Origin of the sequence: Lacisediminihabitans sp. (genome assembly GCF_036569425.1) — a bacterium.
GTDB lineage: Bacteria > Actinomycetota > Actinomycetes > Actinomycetales > Microbacteriaceae > Lacisediminihabitans.
In genome coordinates, this window is the sequence record NZ_DATCQQ010000008.1 from 32,532 (window position 1) to 48,879 (window position 16,348).

General features: G+C 68.0%; 13 protein-coding genes. 6 read left to right on the forward strand and 7 right to left on the reverse strand.

Going from position 1 to position 16,348, the window contains the following annotated elements; genetic code table 11:
- Nucleotides 1–106: 106 nt before the first annotated feature.
- Genes VIM54_RS00770 through VIM54_RS00780 form a run of 3 tightly spaced genes read left to right on the forward strand, consistent with a single transcriptional unit; the run spans nt 107 to nt 4,607 of the window.
- A complete protein-coding gene (locus VIM54_RS00770; protein ID WP_331898311.1) occupies nt 107–1,858 on the forward strand; it encodes a cellulose synthase catalytic subunit in 1,752 nt (583 codons plus the stop codon).
- On the forward strand, nt 1,855–2,586 hold the full coding sequence (locus VIM54_RS00775) for an HlyD family efflux transporter periplasmic adaptor subunit (protein ID WP_331898313.1): 732 nt from the start codon (nt 1,855–1,857) through the stop codon (nt 2,584–2,586). The genes VIM54_RS00770 and VIM54_RS00775 overlap by 4 nt, the downstream gene beginning before the upstream one ends.
- Nucleotides 2,586–4,607 carry a glycosyl hydrolase gene (locus VIM54_RS00780; protein ID WP_331898315.1) on the forward strand — a complete coding sequence of 674 codons (2,022 nt, stop codon included), beginning with the start codon at nt 2,586–2,588 and terminating at the stop codon, nt 4,605–4,607. The genes VIM54_RS00775 and VIM54_RS00780 overlap by 1 nt, the downstream gene beginning before the upstream one ends.
- A 67-nt stretch (nt 4,608–4,674) precedes the next feature.
- Here VIM54_RS00780 and VIM54_RS00785 read toward each other — a convergent pair whose 3' ends face one another.
- From VIM54_RS00785 to VIM54_RS00795, 3 genes are all read right to left on the reverse strand, one after another.
- Nucleotides 4,675–5,046 carry a VOC family protein gene (locus VIM54_RS00785; RefSeq protein ID WP_331898316.1) on the reverse strand — a complete coding sequence of 124 codons (372 nt, stop codon included), beginning with the start codon at nt 5,044–5,046 and terminating at the stop codon, nt 4,675–4,677.
- 204 nt (nt 5,047–5,250) lie between these two features.
- Nucleotides 5,251–5,460 (reverse strand): hypothetical protein, encoded by a 210-nt coding sequence (locus tag VIM54_RS00790; protein WP_331898318.1) that lies wholly within the window; start codon nt 5,458–5,460, stop codon nt 5,251–5,253.
- Nucleotides 5,457–5,834: a hypothetical protein gene (locus VIM54_RS00795; protein ID WP_331898320.1), complete on the reverse strand. Its 378-nt coding sequence runs from the start codon at nt 5,832–5,834 to the stop codon at nt 5,457–5,459. The genes VIM54_RS00790 and VIM54_RS00795 overlap by 4 nt, the downstream gene beginning before the upstream one ends.
- A 182-nt stretch (nt 5,835–6,016) precedes the next feature.
- On the opposite strand from VIM54_RS00795, the gene VIM54_RS00800 reads away from it, so the two are divergent.
- The gene (locus tag VIM54_RS00800) at nt 6,017–6,748 is read left to right on the forward strand and encodes a VIT family protein (protein WP_331898321.1); all 732 of its coding nucleotides are present in this window, start codon (nt 6,017–6,019) and stop codon (nt 6,746–6,748) included.
- Between the two features lie 157 nt (nt 6,749–6,905).
- On the opposite strand, the gene VIM54_RS00805 is transcribed toward VIM54_RS00800, so the two are convergent.
- A complete protein-coding gene (locus tag VIM54_RS00805) occupies nt 6,906–7,124 on the reverse strand; it encodes a hypothetical protein (RefSeq protein WP_331898323.1) in 219 nt (72 codons plus the stop codon).
- Nucleotides 7,125–7,258: 134 nt separating this feature from the next.
- On the opposite strand from VIM54_RS00805, the gene VIM54_RS00810 reads away from it, so the two are divergent.
- Together VIM54_RS00810 and mgtA are read left to right on the forward strand one after the other, a co-directional pair.
- Nucleotides 7,259–9,730 (forward strand): phosphoketolase family protein, encoded by a 2,472-nt coding sequence (locus tag VIM54_RS00810; protein ID WP_331898325.1) that lies wholly within the window; start codon nt 7,259–7,261, stop codon nt 9,728–9,730.
- A 9-nt stretch (nt 9,731–9,739) separates the two neighbouring features.
- Nucleotides 9,740–12,400, forward strand: a complete 2,661-nt coding sequence (mgtA, locus tag VIM54_RS00815; RefSeq protein ID WP_331898327.1) for a magnesium-translocating P-type ATPase — start codon at nt 9,740–9,742, stop codon at nt 12,398–12,400.
- A 75-nt stretch (nt 12,401–12,475) separates the two neighbouring features.
- On the opposite strand, the gene VIM54_RS00820 is transcribed toward mgtA, so the two are convergent.
- From VIM54_RS00820 to cydD, 3 genes are read right to left on the reverse strand one after another with little or no spacing between them, the layout of a single operon-like run.
- On the reverse strand, nt 12,476–12,925 hold the full coding sequence (locus VIM54_RS00820) for a pyridoxamine 5'-phosphate oxidase family protein (RefSeq protein WP_331898329.1): 450 nt from the start codon (nt 12,923–12,925) through the stop codon (nt 12,476–12,478).
- A gap of 23 nt (nt 12,926–12,948) precedes the next feature.
- Nucleotides 12,949–14,694, reverse strand: coding sequence for a thiol reductant ABC exporter subunit CydC (gene cydC / locus VIM54_RS00825; protein WP_331898331.1), 1,746 nt, complete (start codon nt 14,692–14,694; stop codon nt 12,949–12,951).
- Nucleotides 14,687–16,345 (reverse strand): thiol reductant ABC exporter subunit CydD, encoded by a 1,659-nt coding sequence (cydD, locus tag VIM54_RS00830; protein WP_331898333.1) that lies wholly within the window; start codon nt 16,343–16,345, stop codon nt 14,687–14,689. The genes cydC and cydD overlap by 8 nt, the downstream gene beginning before the upstream one ends.
- Between the last annotated feature and the right edge of the window lie 3 nt (nt 16,346–16,348).

The following is a 16,348-nucleotide window of genomic DNA, read 5'->3' on the forward strand; positions in this document are numbered from 1 at the left end:
TGAAGGGCACAGAGAGCCCCACCGCCAACGCCATCGTCGCCGTTGCCCGGCACCACGTGCCGGGCGCGATTCATCGCGCCTGCCCAACGGAATGGAGATCAGCATCATGGCACCACTCTGGAAAGACAGACCCTTTCGCGGCAACCGCCGCTCGCAGCACACCCCTCTCGCCCGTGTCGCCGAGAATGGCGCGGCCAACTCGCCGACCCTCGTGCTCTTCGTGCTCATCGCCACGATCGGTGTACTCGCGTACACGTTCTTCCTGCTCAACCCGGCCAATCGCGGAGACTGGTTGCCGTACAGCCTCGTGATCACCGCCGAGGTGATTCTGGTGACCCAGGCCCTGGTCTCGATGTGGACGATCCTTTCGGGGGGAGTCGATCCTCGCGACTTCGCCTTCCACCACTCCCAGGAGCGCATCTTCGACGCCGAGACCATCGAATCCGAAGGCACGGAGTCGAGCCCGAAAGATTGGGCGATCTACCTCGACGACAAGCGCATCGGCGTCGACGTGTTCATCACCGTCTACGGCGAAGAGTTGTCGAAGATCCGCCGCACAGCAACGGCGGCCATCGCGATGCGCGGCGAGCACATCACCTGGATCCTCGACGACGGCGAATCGGATGCCGTGCGCGACCTCGCGGCGGACCTCGGGGTCCGCTACGTGCGGCGGCTGAGCAGCCACGGGGCGAAGGCCGGCAACATCAACCACGCGCTGTCGATCAGCAACGGCGAGTTCTACGCGATCTTCGACGCCGACTTCGTGCCGAAGGAGGATTTCCTCTACGAGACGGTCCCGTTCTTCATCGACGGCAACGTCGCATTCGTGCAGACGCCGCAGACCTACGGCAACATCAAGAACCTCGTCTCGAGCGGCGCCGGATTCATGCAGTCGGTGTTCTACCGGTTCATCCAGCCCGGTCGCAACCGCTTCAACGCCGCGTTCTGCGTCGGCACCAACGTGATCTTCCGTCGCGAGGCCATCAACGACATCGGCGGCATGTTCACCGACTCCAAGTCGGAGGACGTGTGGACCTCGCTCATGCTTCACGAGAATGGCTGGCGCTCCGTCTACATCCCCGTGACGCTCGCCGTCGGCGATGCTCCGGAGACCGTGGAGGACTACACCAAGCAGCAGTTGCGCTGGGCATCCGGCGGTTTCGAGATACTCCTGCGGCACAACCCGCTGCGCCCGCGCCACCGCCTCACCATGGACCAGCGACTGCAGTACACGGTCACGGCCACCCACTACCTCGTCGGCATCACGCCGCTGCTCCTGCTGCTCGTGCCGCCGCTGGAGATCTACTTCGACCTGCGACCGGTGAACCTCACGGTGACCTGGCTCACCTGGCTGCTGTTCTACCTGGGCTTCTATGGCCTGCAGATCATGCTCGCGTTCAACACCATGGGCTCGTTCCGGCCCGCCACGCTCGTCATGGCCACCGTGTCGTTTCCCATCTACATCCGCGCGTTCACCAACGTGTTCGCCGCGCGGGAGCAGAAGTGGCACGTCACCGGAGGCGCCGGCAAACGCGTGTCGCCCTTCAACTTCATGATTCCCCAGGTGCTCGTCTTCGCCTTCCTGCTGCTCACCTCGGCTGTAGCGATCATGAAGGATGTCGGCCACGGCACGCTCACCCTCGCCACGGCCTGGAACCTCACGAGCACCGCGGTCTTCGCGGTGTTCATCGTCGCCGCGCTGAAGGAGGCGCACGTCGCCCGCGTGACGGTGCCCGAGGTGCCGCAGCTCTATCCGACCTTTGCCCGGCCGCCCGTGGTGCGAGCCGCGCACCGCGCTCCGGCTGCCCCGGCGGTGCCCTCGCATGCTTTCGACTCGAAAGGAATGGTGACCCGATGACCTGGGGAAACCGATTCCGCCTTCTCGGCGGACTGCTCATCGTGCTCGCGATCGTCGCGGGAGCGACGCTCGTTCTGAACCAACGCGAGAACCAGGTGGCGAGCGGCTCCGCGTCGATCAACGCCATCTCGTACTCCGTCGGCTCCGACTACGCCGGCTCCGTCGTGAGCGAGGCCGTGAAGGCGGGTGACAAGGTTAAGAAGGGCGATCCGCTCATGACCATCCAAAGCGCGACCCTCCTACGCGACCTGTCGTCGCCCAAGACCGTGCCGGTGAGCGCCGCCTACACCGTGTCGAAGGACGGCACCCTCACCCTCATGGCGACCGAGCCCGGTGTGGTGTCTGACATCAAGGCCCAGGTCGGCGGACTCGTCGGCGCCGGCCAGCCCCTCGCCACGATCGACCGCACCGGCCCGTTCTTCGTGCTCGCCAAGTTCCGTGTCGACTCCTACGACTTCGCCCGGGTCGAGAGGGGCGCGCGCGTCGAAATCGTGCTGCCCAACCACCAGCGGGTCACCGGCACGGTGTCCGACGTGAAGGTGCAGACGGTGGCCGGCGCCGCGGATGCCGCGATCAAGATCACGAGCAAGGACCTCATCGCGGGCAGCCACGATGGCCTCGTCGAACCGGGCACCCCGGTGACGGCGATCATGCACTTGCGCGATGACGGACCCCTCGCCGGCGTGAAGGATTCGTTCTTCTCGCTGCTCGAGCAGATTGGAATCTGATGAATCGCACGACAATTACCCGCAGCACGGGCATCCTGGCGGCGGGAGTCGCGGTTCTGCTCGCCGTTGCGGCCTGCGGGAGTCCGAACGCGCCGGCCGACCCCTCGACGAGCTCGGTTCTCCCCGACTCCCAGATCGGCTCGACCGTGGCGAAACTGCCGGCCAAGTCGGTCGGTAAGGTCCCGACCATGCGACTGGCGAAGGGGCTCGCCCCGCCGACCAATCGCTGGTTCTCCGGCCTCGTTTTCGGCGAGAAGCCGCTGCCGGTCTTCCCGCTGCCCCTCTCGTTCGGCCTCACCGACAGCGGTTTCACTCTCGGGCTGCCCACGGTAACCACCACTCCGGACACCATCACGGGCGGCAACACCCCGAGCATCACGGTGGATGCCGGAGCGGCACAGAGTGAGATCACCGCGTACGACGATGTCTCAGTGACCGTCGCGCACCTCGACGGCTCGGGCGCCCAGCTGGGGTCGACCGTCATCGCCGAGGGCTCGCCGCTCGTGAGCTTCGCGGCAGTGAAGAAACTGACCATGCGGATGGGGCAGCAGTTCACCGCAGCCGGCACCGGGGTGTGGTCGACCAGGGTCGGCAACACCACCTACGGCCTTCGGACCGCGGGAAACGTGGCGCAGGACGGCACGACCCTGTCGCTCGACAAGGGGGACACCGCGGTCTGGTTCCCCGTGCCGAAGGACGGTACGCTGGGGGCCGTCGCCGCCCACGTCGCACCGCTGCAGTCGGTGACCCTCGACTACACCGCGGAGGGCCCCAACGCCACGACCAGGCTCGGCTACCGCACGCAGGGGCAGAAGGACACGCTCATCGCCGCCCTGCCACACCAGCAGAAGGCGATGTCCACGCCGGCGTGCACCCTCGGCAGCTACCCGTCCGCCTACGGCACGATGTCCCTGTGCGCCGGCACCTCCCTCGCCTGGAGCAACCCGGTCGTCACGCCGTCGGACGCCCTCGACGTCAAGTCGCTCAGCGAGTCGGAGAAGAGCGCGCTGCGGAGCCAGTTGGGCAAGGACGTCGCCGCGACGACGGCGTTGCCAGCCGACACCTACTTCGGTGGAAAGGCGCTCTACCGTCTCGCCAACCTGCTGACCCTCGCCAACCAGCTCGGCGACACCGCCGCGGCGAAGTCGGTCGGCGCGACCCTGGGCACGGCGCTCCGCCAGTGGACCAATCCGGCAGGCTGCAAGTCGAGTGCGGAGCGCTGCTTCGTCTACGACGCGAAGATGAAGGGGCTCGTCGGGCTCACGGCATCGTTCGGGTCCGAGCAGTTCAACGACCACAACTTCCACTACGGCTACTTCCTCTACGCGGCGAGCGTCGCCGCGGCGCAGGATGTCGTCCTGCGTAAGGACATCACACCGGTGATGAATCTCATCGCGGCCGATCTCGCCACCAGCGGTCCGTCGAAGTACTTCCCGGACCGCCGCGGATTCGACGCGTACTCCGGGCATTCCTGGGCATCCGGCTACTCGCCTTTCGCCGACGGCAACAACCTCGAGTCGAGTTCGGAGGCGGTGAGCGCCTGGAACGGCCTCGCGCTGTGGAGCGGCGTCACCGGCAATACGCCGCTGAAGAAGGAGGCGTTGTGGATGTTGTCGGGCGAGGCGGCGTCCGGCAAGGCATATTGGACCGACTTCACTGCGTCGGACGCCGCATACGCGGGCTACTCGCATTCGATAGTCGCCCTCAACTGGGGCGGCAAACGCGACTACTCCACGTGGTTCAGCGCGGAGGCGAACGCCAAGCTGGGCATCCAGCTCATCCCGATGAGCCCGGTCTCGACGTATCTCGCCGGGGACGCGGCGCGAATCGGCAAGAACGTGGCCGAGGCGACACCGGCCGGCTACGGGGCGCAGTTCGGCGACTACCTGCTGATGTACTCGGCCCTCGCCGGACCCGAGCAGGCGAAGACCGCCCTGGCCACCGCGCGGGACCTGCCGGAGAAGTTCATCGACGATGGCAACTCGCGCAGCTACCTGCTCGCGTGGATCATGACGCGCTGACCTGTCCGCGCGCAACGAACGCCCCCGCCACGCTGGCGGGGGCGTTTGTGGTTGTCGGGACGATTAGTCAGCGCGTCATCTGGCTGATGCAGATGAAGTTGCCTTCACTGTCTCTGAACCAGGCCGACCGCATCGATTCGGTCGTCGCGACACCGTTCACGGTCTTCATTCCGGGAATGTCGTAATCTTCGAACACGATTCCGTGGGTCCTCATGCTCGCCATTTCGGCATCCAGATCGTCGGTCATCCAAATCATCTGGGTGTTCTTGGCCGTACCGGCGTTACTCGTCTCATAGAGATCGAACGATCCGGCGCCTGCCCGGTAGAAAAGGTTGCCGTCGACTTCGTCCTGCGGATCCATGCCGAGCTTGTCGTGATAAAAGGTCTTCGCGCGCTGCAGGTCGGCAGCGGGCAGAACCGTGTGGAGTTCCTTCAACATTGTGTCTGCTCCTTGGGAGAGTGAAGGATGGGTGTGCTCGAGACTCGCGAGCCGCGCGGTCGCTTACCCGGCCGCGCGATCTCGCGAGCGATTGTGGGAGCCCGGAACCGGCCTGCCTCGCGGAGTGCCGACCCGCGGCTCCTCGTCCGCCGGACCGACTGGCTCGGTTCGAGTGGGCGGTGTTATTCTGATCGAATTCTACGCCTATCGAGCCTTCGCGTCGACGTCGAACTCGAGGCGCAGCAGACCGCGCCGGCGGCCGGTCGCCTCGGCCGGAGTGAAGAGGCCGAGGAGCACGAGTAACAGCCCCACTTCGAGCATCCCGATCACGATGTACGCCACCTGCAACGGGCTGAACGGGATGAAGATCATCTGCACGAAGATCCAGATGAGCATCTCGTACCCGCAGATCATCTCCCGGGGTTCGTGAGGGGCTCCCTGGCGATTCGTCGCGTGAGGTCTTCGCCATCGACGAACGCCATCACGAAGTAGATGCGCGGACTGTCGAACTCGTCCCGGTCGATGGCCGCGTCGATGGCCGCGTCGAGGAGAGTGGCGAGGCCGTGGTGGTTGAGGCTGGCGAGCACGTTGACCTCCCGCCTCCTGGCGGCGGTTCTCGGTCTCGTCGGTGCTCGTCGGTGCTCGCCGGTGCTCGCCGGGAAGATCTTGACAGCGACGTCCCTCGCGAGGAACTCGTCGTGGGCGCGATAGACGGAACCGCCGCCGCGTCCGAGGAGTTCGCCGACGCGGTACCGCCCGCGCAGCAGCTGTGGTTCTGGTGCGTCCACGTCAGCCGTCGTCTCCCTGTCTGCGCTCCCCGCGCGAGTGCGACTAATCGTCGAGTACCGAATGCCCCTGGGCCGGATTCCGGCTCGACCGTCGACAATCGACCCCGCCGGGAGTAGACGACGCAGGTCAGGACAGCCTGACCTTGCTGGACGGCGCGTGCCCCGCATGTTTTGCTGTGCACGTGACCACAGACCAGCCGATTCCCCAGCAGCACGAACTCGAACCCCATCGGGACGGCACCGCCCAACGATTGAACTGGCTGCGGGCGGGAGTGCTCGGTGCCAACGACGGCATCGTGTCCGTCGCCGCGCTCGTGGTGGGGGTCGCCGGAGCAACGACGAATACCGCCGTGATCCTCACCGCCGGCGTGGCCGCACTCGTCGGTGGCGGTATCTCGATGGCGCTGGGCGAGTACGTCTCGGTGAGCAGCCAGCGAGACAGCGAACGCGCCCTGATTGCGAAGGAGCGACGCGAACTGCTTGAGTCTCCGGAGGAGGAGCTGGCCGAGCTCGCAGGGATCTACCGGTCGAAGGGCCTCTCCGAGGAGACCGCGTGGCAGGTGGCCTCCGAGCTGACCGAACACGACGCGCTCGCCGCTCACCTCTCGGCCGAACTCAACATCGTGGAGAACGACGTCGCGAGCCCCTGGCACGCGGCGTTCGCCTCGGCCGTGGCCTTTCTCATCGGCGGGGTGCTTCCCCTCATCGTGATCCTTCTGCCGCCGGCCGCCTGGCGGGTTCCGGCCACCTTCGTCGTCGTGCTCGTCGCCCTCGCCGCGACCGGGCTGGTAGGGGCGCATCTCGGCGGCAGCTCCCGTCTCGCCGCCGCCGTGCGCGTGGTCGTCGGGGGCGCGCTCGCCCTCATCGTGACCTTCGCCATCGGTGCGCTCCTCGGCACAACAGGCATCGTGTAGCCGACCGTTCGCGCATCCTGATGTAACCTCAGCCCCATAACCGGCGACTCGACGGCTCAAGAGTCGGACCTTCCGGAGCGCGGCGGGGGGCCGGTTTCGACCATCTCGTCGTGCTCATGTTCGAGAACCGCTCGTTCGACAATCTGCTCGGCTACCTCTACTCGTCGCACGGTTTCCCCTTGCCCGCCGGCCAGGTGTTCGAGGGGCTCGAGGGCACCGCGCGCACCAACAGCGCACCGGACGGCACGGTCGTCGCGGCCCATCCGTACAGCGGGCCCACCGACACCGTGATGAGCAGCTGCCGAAGACCTGCACCGACGCGCACGAGTTGCTCGAGAAGCACGGTCGCGAACTCTTCGGCTGACTGCCTCGCCACGCCGCAGGCGGGGTCGGACTTCGAGGGCGAGTCGTGCTTAAGCGTACGCTGGCGGCAGCCTAGGACCTTCGGCCCTGTCCGCCTGTTTGACCCTCTGTCTACCCTGTCAGAGGCAACGAAAGGATCACCACCGAATGGCATCGTCCTCGGAATCCACCTCCCACGAACTCGCAACCAGATCCAGTTACCCGCTCCATGTGGTGGACGAATGGTGGAGGGCCGCCAACTACCTCACGGTGGGGCAGATCTACCTCAAGACGAACCCGTTGCTCGCCGCGGACCTCACCCCCGAGCACATCAAGCCGAGGCTGCTTGGCCACTGGGGCACGTCCCCGGCGCTCAACCTCATCTACGCGCACCTGAACCGCATCATCGTGCAGCGCGAGGCGAACGTCCTCTATGTTGCCGGCCCGGGGCACGGCGGACCGGCCATGGTCGCCAACGCCTGGCTCGACGGCACATACTCGGAGCTGTTCCCCAACGTGAGCCAGGATGCCGCGGGCATGGCGGAGCTGTTCCGGCAGTTCTCCTTCCCCGGCGGCATCCCGTCGCACGCCTCGCCCGAGACTCCCGGTTCGATCCACGAGGGCGGCGAACTCGGCTACTCGCTCGTTCACGCCTACGGCGCGGCGCTCGACAACCCGTCGCTCACGGTGGCCTGCGTGATCGGCGACGGAGAGGCCGAGACGGGCACCCTCGCCGCGAGCTGGCATCTCAACAAGTTTCTCAACCCACAGACCGACGGCGTCGTGCTGCCGATCCTCAACCTCAACGGCTACAAGATCGCGAACCCCGCGGTGCTCGCCAGGATTCCCGAAGACGAGCTGCTCGCTCTCTTCCGCGGCTACGGCTACTCGCCGCGAATCGTCTCGGGCGGGTTCGACGGTGAGGATCCGATGGTCGTGCACGATGCCATGGCCGCGGTGCTCGAGCAGGCGTTCGACGACATCCAGAGCATCAAGCGGCGCGCCAGAAGCGGCCGCTCCGTGGGTCGGCCGGCCTGGCCGATGATCATCCTGCGCACGCCGAAGGGCTGGACGGGTCCCCGGTTCGTCGACGGGCTGCCGGTGGAGGGTACCTGGCGTGCCCACCAGGTTCCGCTCGCCGAGGTGCGTGAGAACCCGGAACACCTCGCCCTGCTCGGGGCGTGGATGCACAGCTACCGCCCGCGGGAACTCTTCGACCGGGAGGGCAAGCCCACCCCCACCCTCGAGTCCATCCGGCCTCGAGGTGCCAAACGGATGAGCGCCATTCCCGCCTCCAACGGTGGACTGCTGCTCAGGGACCTCGCCCTGCCGCCGATCGAGAACCGGCAGGTGGATGTGAGCGGGCGCCGCGGGGTGACGTCCGAGGCCACGCGCGTGCTCGGACACTGGCTCGCCGACGTCGTCAAGGCCAACCCCGGAAATTTCCGCATCTTCGGCCCGGACGAGACGGCATCCAACCGGCTGGACGGCGTCTACGAGGTCACCGCCAAGCAGTGGCAGGGCTCGTTCGAGCCCACGGACGAACACCTCGAGGCCGAGGGCAAGGTCATCGAGATCCTGAGCGAGAACCTCATCCAGGGGCTGCTCGAGGGCTACCTGCTTACCGGCAGGCACGGTCTCATGAACTCGTATGAGGCGTTCATCCACGTGGTCGATTCCATGTTCAACCAGCACGCGAAGTGGCTGGAGTCGAGCGCCCACGTGCCCTGGCGGCGCCCGGTCGCATCCTTCACCTACCTGCTGAGTTCGCACGTCTGGCGCCAGGACCACAACGGGTTCTCGCACCAGGATCCCGGATTCCTCAACCACGTGGTGAGCAAGAGCGCCAAGGTCGTGCGGGTGTACCTCCCGTCCGACGCCAACGCCCTGCTCGTGACCGCGGAGCACTGCCTGGCGACCCGCGACTACGTGAACGTGATCGTCGCCGGCAAGCAGCCGGCTCCGACCTTCCTGAGCCTCGAGGAGGCGCGGATCCACGGTGCGCGCGGAATCGGCATCTGGGACTGGGCCGGCACCGAGCGGGACGGGGAAGACGTCCACGTCGTGCTCGCCGCGGCCGGCGACGTGCCGACGCTCGAGGCGATGGCGGCGGTGCACCTGCTTCGGCAGAACATTCCCGAGCTGCGAGTTCGCTTCGTCAATGTCGTCGACCTGATGCGGCTGCAGGATCCGCTCGAGCACCCGCACGGCATGCCCAACAACGACTTCGACGCCATCTTCACCACGAGCAAGCCGGTGATCTTCGCCTTCCACGGTTACCCGGCCCTCGTGCACCAACTCGCCTATCGCCGCACGAACCACGACAACATCCACGTGCGCGGGTTCAAGGAGAAGGGCACGACGACGACACCGTTCGACATGCTCATGCTCAACGATCTCGATCGATATCGCCTCGCGATGGATGTGATTCGGCACGTGCCCGGGCTCGGCGAGCGTTACGCGGGGCTCGCCCAGCACTTCGACGACGAGCGCGCCAGGCACCGCGCATTCGCCTACGAGCATGGGATCGACAGCCCGGATGTCCTTGGGTGGGGCTGGCTCGACGCGCGGCATGGCGAGACCGAAGAGCCGATCGGAGACGCCATAGACACCGGGGCGGACGCCGTCCTGGGCGCCTGAGGCGCTGGCGTGACAACGGGAGTCGCCGGGCGATCTCTCGCACCCGAGGCGGCTGGATCGCTGTCGATCGAGGACGCCGCGGCGCGCGGGGTGGACGAGGTCGCCGCCGCGCTCGGCTCGACGCCTGCCGGGCTGTCGAGCGCCGAGGCGGCTCGTCGGCTGGCGCTCCTCGGGCCGAACGCGCTCCGAACCCATAAGGCGAATGGCTGGGCAGTGCTCGGCCGCCAGCTGCGCAGCCCCATCCTGATCCTGTTGGTGGTCACGGCCGCCATCTCGCTCTTCGTCGGGCAGACTACCGACTCGATTGTGATCGGCGTGATCGTGATCGTGAGCGTCGGACTGGGATTCGGCAACGAGTATCGCGCCGAGCGGGCATCGGAGGCGCTCCATTCCAACATCGCCCATCGCGCGATCGTGATCCGCGACGGCAACCCGGCCGAGGTGAACGTGATCGACCTCGTGCCCGGCGATGTCGTGCGCCTCGCCCTGGGCGCGGTGATCCCGGCCGACATCCGGGTGATCGCCTGCGAGGATCTCCTCTGCGAGGAGGGGATTCTCACCGGTGAGTCCCTCCCGGTGGAGAAGTCAGTCGCGCCGGTCGTGGCCGGCGCCGCCCTCGGGGACCTCAGCTCCTGCATCTTCATGGGCACGATCATCCACGCCGGAAGCTGCACGGGGATGGTCGTGGCGACCGGCGGGCGGGCCGAATTCGGTCGGATCGCGATGGGCCTGAGTACCCGGCAACCCCAGACGGAGTTCCAGCTCGGACTGAGCCGGTTCTCGATGCTGCTCCTCGAGGTGGCCATCGCCCTCACCGCCCTGATCTTCGTGGCGAATCTGCTGCTGCAGCGCCCACTGCTCGAATCGCTGCTGTTCTCGCTCGCCATCGCCGTGGGGATCACTCCACAGCTGCTCCCGGCCGTGGTCAGCACGAGTCTCGCCACCGGCAGCCGGGCGCTCGCCCGTCGCCGGGTGCTCGTCAAGCGCCTCATCTGCATCGAGGACCTCGGCGACATGGACGTGCTCGTCACCGACAAGACCGGCACCCTCACCGAGGGCCGCATCGGCTTCACCGCCGCCCTCCCGGTCGGCAGCGGTTCGACGGCGCCGGAGGTTTTCCGCTGGGGACTTCTGGCGACCGAGGTGGACTACTCGCGGCCGCAGGTGTCGATCCTGGGCCAGAATCCCCTGGACTCGGCCCTGTGGGAGTCGCCGGATGCCGCGGGTGCCGACGTGGGCACGGTCACCCAGCTCGACGTGATCCCCTTCGACCACCAGCGTCGGATGACGAGCGTTCTCGTGCGCGAGGCGACCGGTGAGGTGCTCCTGCTCACCAAGGGCTCGCCGGAAGACGTGATGGCGCGCTGCGTGGCCCTACCCCCGGGAGCCCAGGCGTTGCTCGACGGCCAGTACGACCAGGGCTCACGCGTTGTCGCGGTGGCGTCCCGCGTGGTGACCGGGCTGGATTCCATCACCGCGGCGTACGAGAAGGACCTCAGCCTCGCCGGATTCCTCGTGTTCGTCGACCCGCCGAAGGCGAACGCCCGGGAATCGCTCGCCCAACTCGCTTCTCTCGGAATCACCGTCAAGATCGCCACGGGCGACAACGCGAAGGTCGCCGAGAAGGTGTGCCGCGACCTGGGGCTGGAGTCCGGCGAAACGCTCACCGGTGTGCAGATCGACGCCCTGTCCGATGTCGAACTGGCCGACGCCGTGCGTCGGGCAGGAATCTTTGCCCGGGTCTCCCCGGAGCAGAAGGCGCGCATCATCGCCCAACTGCGGCAGCAGGGGCGCGCGGTGGGCTTCCTGGGCGACGGGGTCAACGACGCGCTCGCCCTGCACCGCGCCGACCTCGGCATCTCGGTAGACAGCGCGACGGATGTCGCCAAGGATGCCGCGGACATCATCCTGCTCGACAAGGACCTCGGCGTTCTCGCCCAGGGCGTGATGGAGGGGCGTCGGATCTTCTCCAACACCATCAAGTACGTGCTCATGGGTACCTCGAGCAATTTCGGCAACATGTTCAGCGCGTCGGTCGCGTCGGTGGTCCTGAGCTTTCTGCCCATGCTTCCCGGTCAGATCCTGTTGAACAACCTGCTCTACGACAGCAGCCAGCTGGCGATACCCGGAGACCGGGTGGACCGGGAACAGCTGGTGGCGCCGTCGCACTGGGACATCAAGTTCATCCGGCGCTTCATGCTCGTGTTCGGCCCGATCAGTTCCCTGTTCGATTTCACCACCTTCGCCCTGATGCTCCTCGTGTTCCACGCCGCACCGGGGGAGTTCCGGGCCGGCTGGTTCATCGAGTCGCTCGCGACCCAGACGCTCATCATCTTCGCGATCCGCACCAGGCGGGTGCCGTTCTTCACGAGCCGGCCATCCGTCGGCCTGCTCAGCGCGGTGCTCGGCGTCGTCGCGATCGGCGCCTATCTGCCGTTCTCCCCGATCGCCACCGTGCTCGGCTTCAAGCCGCTTCCCGCGCCGTTCTTCCTCGCGCTCGTCGGCATGATCGTGGTGTATCTCGTTCTCGTGGAACTGGCGAAGACCTGGTTGTTCGCACGCCCCCGTCCCGCGGTGGTCGTGCCGCGAGCGCGTGGTCGAGCCCATCGGATCTCGCGCCGTGCCGCACGGTTCAGCAGCCCCGAAAGGCTCGCCTCGCCGCGATCCTGAGCCCGGGAACCAGGTCGCACCAGCACCACAAATGTGCCCAGGAGGGTGGGTGCGGCCTGGTCCGGTCCGGGGCGGCTAGTAGCGCTCCGGTTCCGGTGCGCGCAGGAAGCGGCGCCCGGTGATCTCGGTCGGCGTGATGCGCACGTAGATGTACTTGAGGGTGGGGATCCAGGGGGTGAGGGGCAATTGGTCGGCCTCGAAGACCTCTTCCTGGTTCTCGATCACGTGGGCGCGTCCCTTCACGATCACGCTCCATGCCCACTCGTCGGTGTAAGCATCCGCCTCAAAGGCGACGTGGGAGTTGATAGTCAGCTCGAGCAGCTTGGTGCCCTCCGAGGTGCGGAACAGGATAGTGTCCCCGTCGGCGTAGTAGTTGATCGGGAAGATCTCGGGCTGGTTCGCGACGCTCACGCCGAGCCTGCCGAAGGCGGATCCGTCGAGCAACTCCCACGACTCGGCCTCGGTGAGCACCGTCACCGGACCCTGGGGAGACCAGAGATCGACGTTCTCTTCCTGGTGTGACATGACGTGCTCCTCCCGTCCTGCCATTAAACGGCGGGGGCACTTCTCGTCGTAGAGTCGAAGGTCCCGGCGGCCTCGAGCGGTCCGCGACGGGAATCGAGGTCGAGGTGGTGCGAAACGAGCGCGTCCGGCACGGGCAGGTGCGAGATCAGGATGACCGTGCGGTGCTCGTCCGTCGCGATCGACAGGATGTCTCGCAGGAGACGCTCGGCGAGACGTGGTTCGACGTTCGCGGTGGGTTCGTCGAACACGATCACCGGGAAGTCCGCGAGAAGTGCCCTGGCGAGGGCGATCCGCCCGGCCTGACCGCCGGACACAAGCGACCCAGCATCGCCGACCCGGGCATCAAGCCCGCCCCTCTCGCTCAGCCAGGTTGCGAGACCGACCCGCTCCAGCGCGGCCACCAGCTCGTCGTCGGTGGCGGTGTCCCGCGCGAACAGCAGGTTCTGGCGAACGCTCTCGTCGAAGAGGTGCGGAGACTGCTCGACCAGGCCGATCGTGGCGCGCACCGTCTCGAGCGGCAGATCCCTCGCCTCGACGCCGCCGAGGCGGAAGCTCCCCGAGTACTCGAGAAACCGCACGAGCAGATGGGCGAGAGTCGTCTTACCCGACCCGCTCGGTCCGCGCACGACGAGACGATCCCCGCGCCGCAGCCGCACGCTCACCCCGTGCACGGCAGGCTCCGCGGCGCCGGGCCAGCTCGCCGCCACGTCGACCAGATCGAGGATGGTCCCGTCGGGCGCCGCCGACCGGGGACGCCGCGCCCTCGGACTCGGTGCGCCTGCCGGGACCTCGAACGGGAGCTCTACCGGGGGGTCGGCCGGCACGGACGCGCCGATGCGCTCGGCGCTCGACCGCACCTGCCGCCACGCGGCCATCGCGAGCGGCGCCGTGCCGACGACGTCGAAGACCGCGAGGGGCACGAGGGCGATGACGGCCAGGGCTGGGCCGGTGATCGAGCCGTGCGCGAGGGCCGGGATTCCGACGATCAGCCCGCCGACCGTGGCGATGGCGGCGAGCGCGGAGAGCACCGCCGCCGTCACCCCCGCACCGGCGGCACGAGTGAGAGTCGCTGTGCGAAGCCGGGCGTCAGCCTGGTCCACGGCGGCTTGGCGCTCCGCGACGGCGCCGAATGCGATGAACACGTCGAGGCCGTTGACGAACTCTAGGAGGCGGTCACCCAGCGCCCCGCGCAGGGGGGCGATGGCCCGTTCGGCGCGCCCGGCGATCGCCGAGTGGGCGACGGTCGAGACGGTGAATCCGATGGCCAGGGCCACCGCGAGAGCGAGCCCAGCCGCCGGGAGAATCAGCGAGATCCCGATCACGCTGAGCACGGCGGTGACCGCGGCGGTCACGAGGGGCTGCACGACCCGGAGCGGCAGGTTCTGCAACTCGTCGACGTCGTTGACGAGACGAGTGAGGAGGTCGCCCCGCGCGGTCGCGCCCAGGCCGTCCGGCGCGAGCGGCACGAGCCGCGAGTAGATCCCCACCCGCACGGCCGCGAGCTGGCGGAAGGCCGCATCGTGGCTGGCGAGCCGGTCGGCGTAGCGGAATCCGGCCCTGCCGAGCGCGAAGGCGCGAACGCCGACGATCGCCGCGGAGAGGAAGAGGATGGGCGGATGCTCGGCCGCTCGGGTGATGAGCCACGCCGACGTGGCGAGGAGCGCGACGGAGCTCGCCGCCGACAAAAGGCCCAGGAGCGCGCCGGGGGCGAACCTGGCGAGCCGGGGCTGGGCGAGGCGCAACACGGCCATCGTTCGAGAGTCAGGCATTCGCGGACTCCGTCATCCGGATCAGGTCGTCCGCCGCGGCGAGAACGGCCGGCCGGTGGCTCGCCACCAGCACGGTGATCCCGGCCGCTGCGAGTGCGCGGAGGCCGACGAGAAGCTCGGCCTCCGTCTCGCCGTCGAGCGCGGCGCTCGGTTCATCGAGCACGAGCACGGGGCAGTCGCGATCGAGGCAGCGGTAGACGGCCCGGGCCACCGCCACTCGGTCCGCCTGCCCGCCGGAGAGCCCGCCGCCGTTCACCGAGACGAGGGAGTCCGGGGCGAGCTCGGAGGCCGCGGCGAGCGCAAGCGACCGCTCGACGAGCGCTCGGTCCACATTCTCCGCGCCGAGCGCGACATTGGCCGCGACCGTCCCCTCGAGGAGACCGGCGTTCTGCCCGGCCCAGGCCACCCGATCGAGCCTGTCAGCCGACCGGTCGCCGTCGATGTCGATGCCGACATCGATCTTCCCGGCGTACGGCACGAATCCGAGCAGTGCGGCGATGATGCTGGACTTGCCGGACCCACTCGGCCCGGCGAGCACCGTCACTCTCCCGGGAACGATCTCGGCGGTGAAGGGGTGCACGGCCCGCTCACCCTCGTGGTCGACGGTCACGCGCGAGAATCGGATGCCGGCGGGCGCCGTCGAGCGACGCGTCCGGCTCGAGACGGTGGTGTCCCTCATCGCCGGCGCGGGCATCGCGTCCGCCGCATCGAGGATGGTGAAGACGTCCTCGGCGGCCGCGATGCCGTCTGCCGCGGCGTGGTAGTTGGCCCCGACCTGCCGGAGCGGCAGGAAGGCTTCGGGGGCGAGCAGGAGCACGAACAGGCCGACACCGAGGCCGAGGTCGCCGTTCACGAGTCGCAAGCCCACCGAGACGGCGACGAGGGCGACCGAGAGGCTGGCGATGAGTTCGAGGGCGAACCCGCTGAGGAATGAGATGCGCAGCACCTTGATCGTCTCGACCCGGTAGCCCTCGGTGATCGCCTCGATGCGGGAACGCTGGCGTTCCGCGCGACCGAAGATCTTGAGCGTGGCCAGCCCGTTCACGAGGTCGAGGAACCGGCTGGAGAGGTGGGTGAGGCTGCGCCACTGCGCGCGCTGCACGGTCTGCGTCGCCCAGCCGATCAGCACCATGAAGAGGGGGATCAGGGGCAGCGTGACGAGCACGGCGATGCCGCTCGTCGCATCCTGGAGCAGCATGACGGCCACGATCACGGGCGTGGCCACGGCGGTGAGCACCAGCTGCGGCAGGAAGAGCGAGAAGTACCCGTCGAGGGCCTCGAGACCGTGCCCCGCCGTGGTGACGATCTCGGCCCGGTTGCGGCCGGCGAGCCAGCCTGGCCCGAGCCTCGCGAGGCCGCCGACGAGCCGCCGGCGCAACTGGCTCTTCACCAGGGCCGAGCCGCGCGCGGAGCCGTAATCGGCCAGCCAGACGAGCACGGCCCGCAGCACCCCCACGGCGGCCAGCGCGCCGATCCCACCCCAGGCGGCCTCGAGCGGCACCCCGTGGATGGCGGCCACGAGAACGCGCGACAACAGCCAGCAGAACGCGACGGTGCACGCGGTGCGCGCCACGCCGAGCGCACCGGAGAGCGCCAGGAACGCGCGCGCGGCGGTCGCGTAGCGCAGCAGGCGGGGGTCGAACGGACGCACCGC

Coding starts and splice junctions, on each gene's coding strand:
- VIM54_RS00785 (WP_331898316.1), bottom strand. CDS start 5,046: ATGTTGAAGGAACTCCACACGGTTCTGCCCGCTGCCGACCTGCAGCGC.
- VIM54_RS00810 (WP_331898325.1), top strand. CDS start 7,259: ATGGCATCGTCCTCGGAATCCACCTCCCACGAACTCGCAACCAGATCC.
- VIM54_RS00770 (WP_331898311.1), top strand. CDS start 107: ATGGCACCACTCTGGAAAGACAGACCCTTTCGCGGCAACCGCCGCTCG.
- cydC (WP_331898331.1), bottom strand. CDS start 14,694: ATGCCTGACTCTCGAACGATGGCCGTGTTGCGCCTCGCCCAGCCCCGG.
- VIM54_RS00790 (WP_331898318.1), bottom strand. CDS start 5,460: ATGATCTGCGGGTACGAGATGCTCATCTGGATCTTCGTGCAGATGATC.
- VIM54_RS00780 (WP_331898315.1), top strand. CDS start 2,586: ATGAATCGCACGACAATTACCCGCAGCACGGGCATCCTGGCGGCGGGA.
- VIM54_RS00820 (WP_331898329.1), bottom strand. CDS start 12,925: ATGTCACACCAGGAAGAGAACGTCGATCTCTGGTCTCCCCAGGGTCCG.
- VIM54_RS00775 (WP_331898313.1), top strand. CDS start 1,855: ATGACCTGGGGAAACCGATTCCGCCTTCTCGGCGGACTGCTCATCGTG.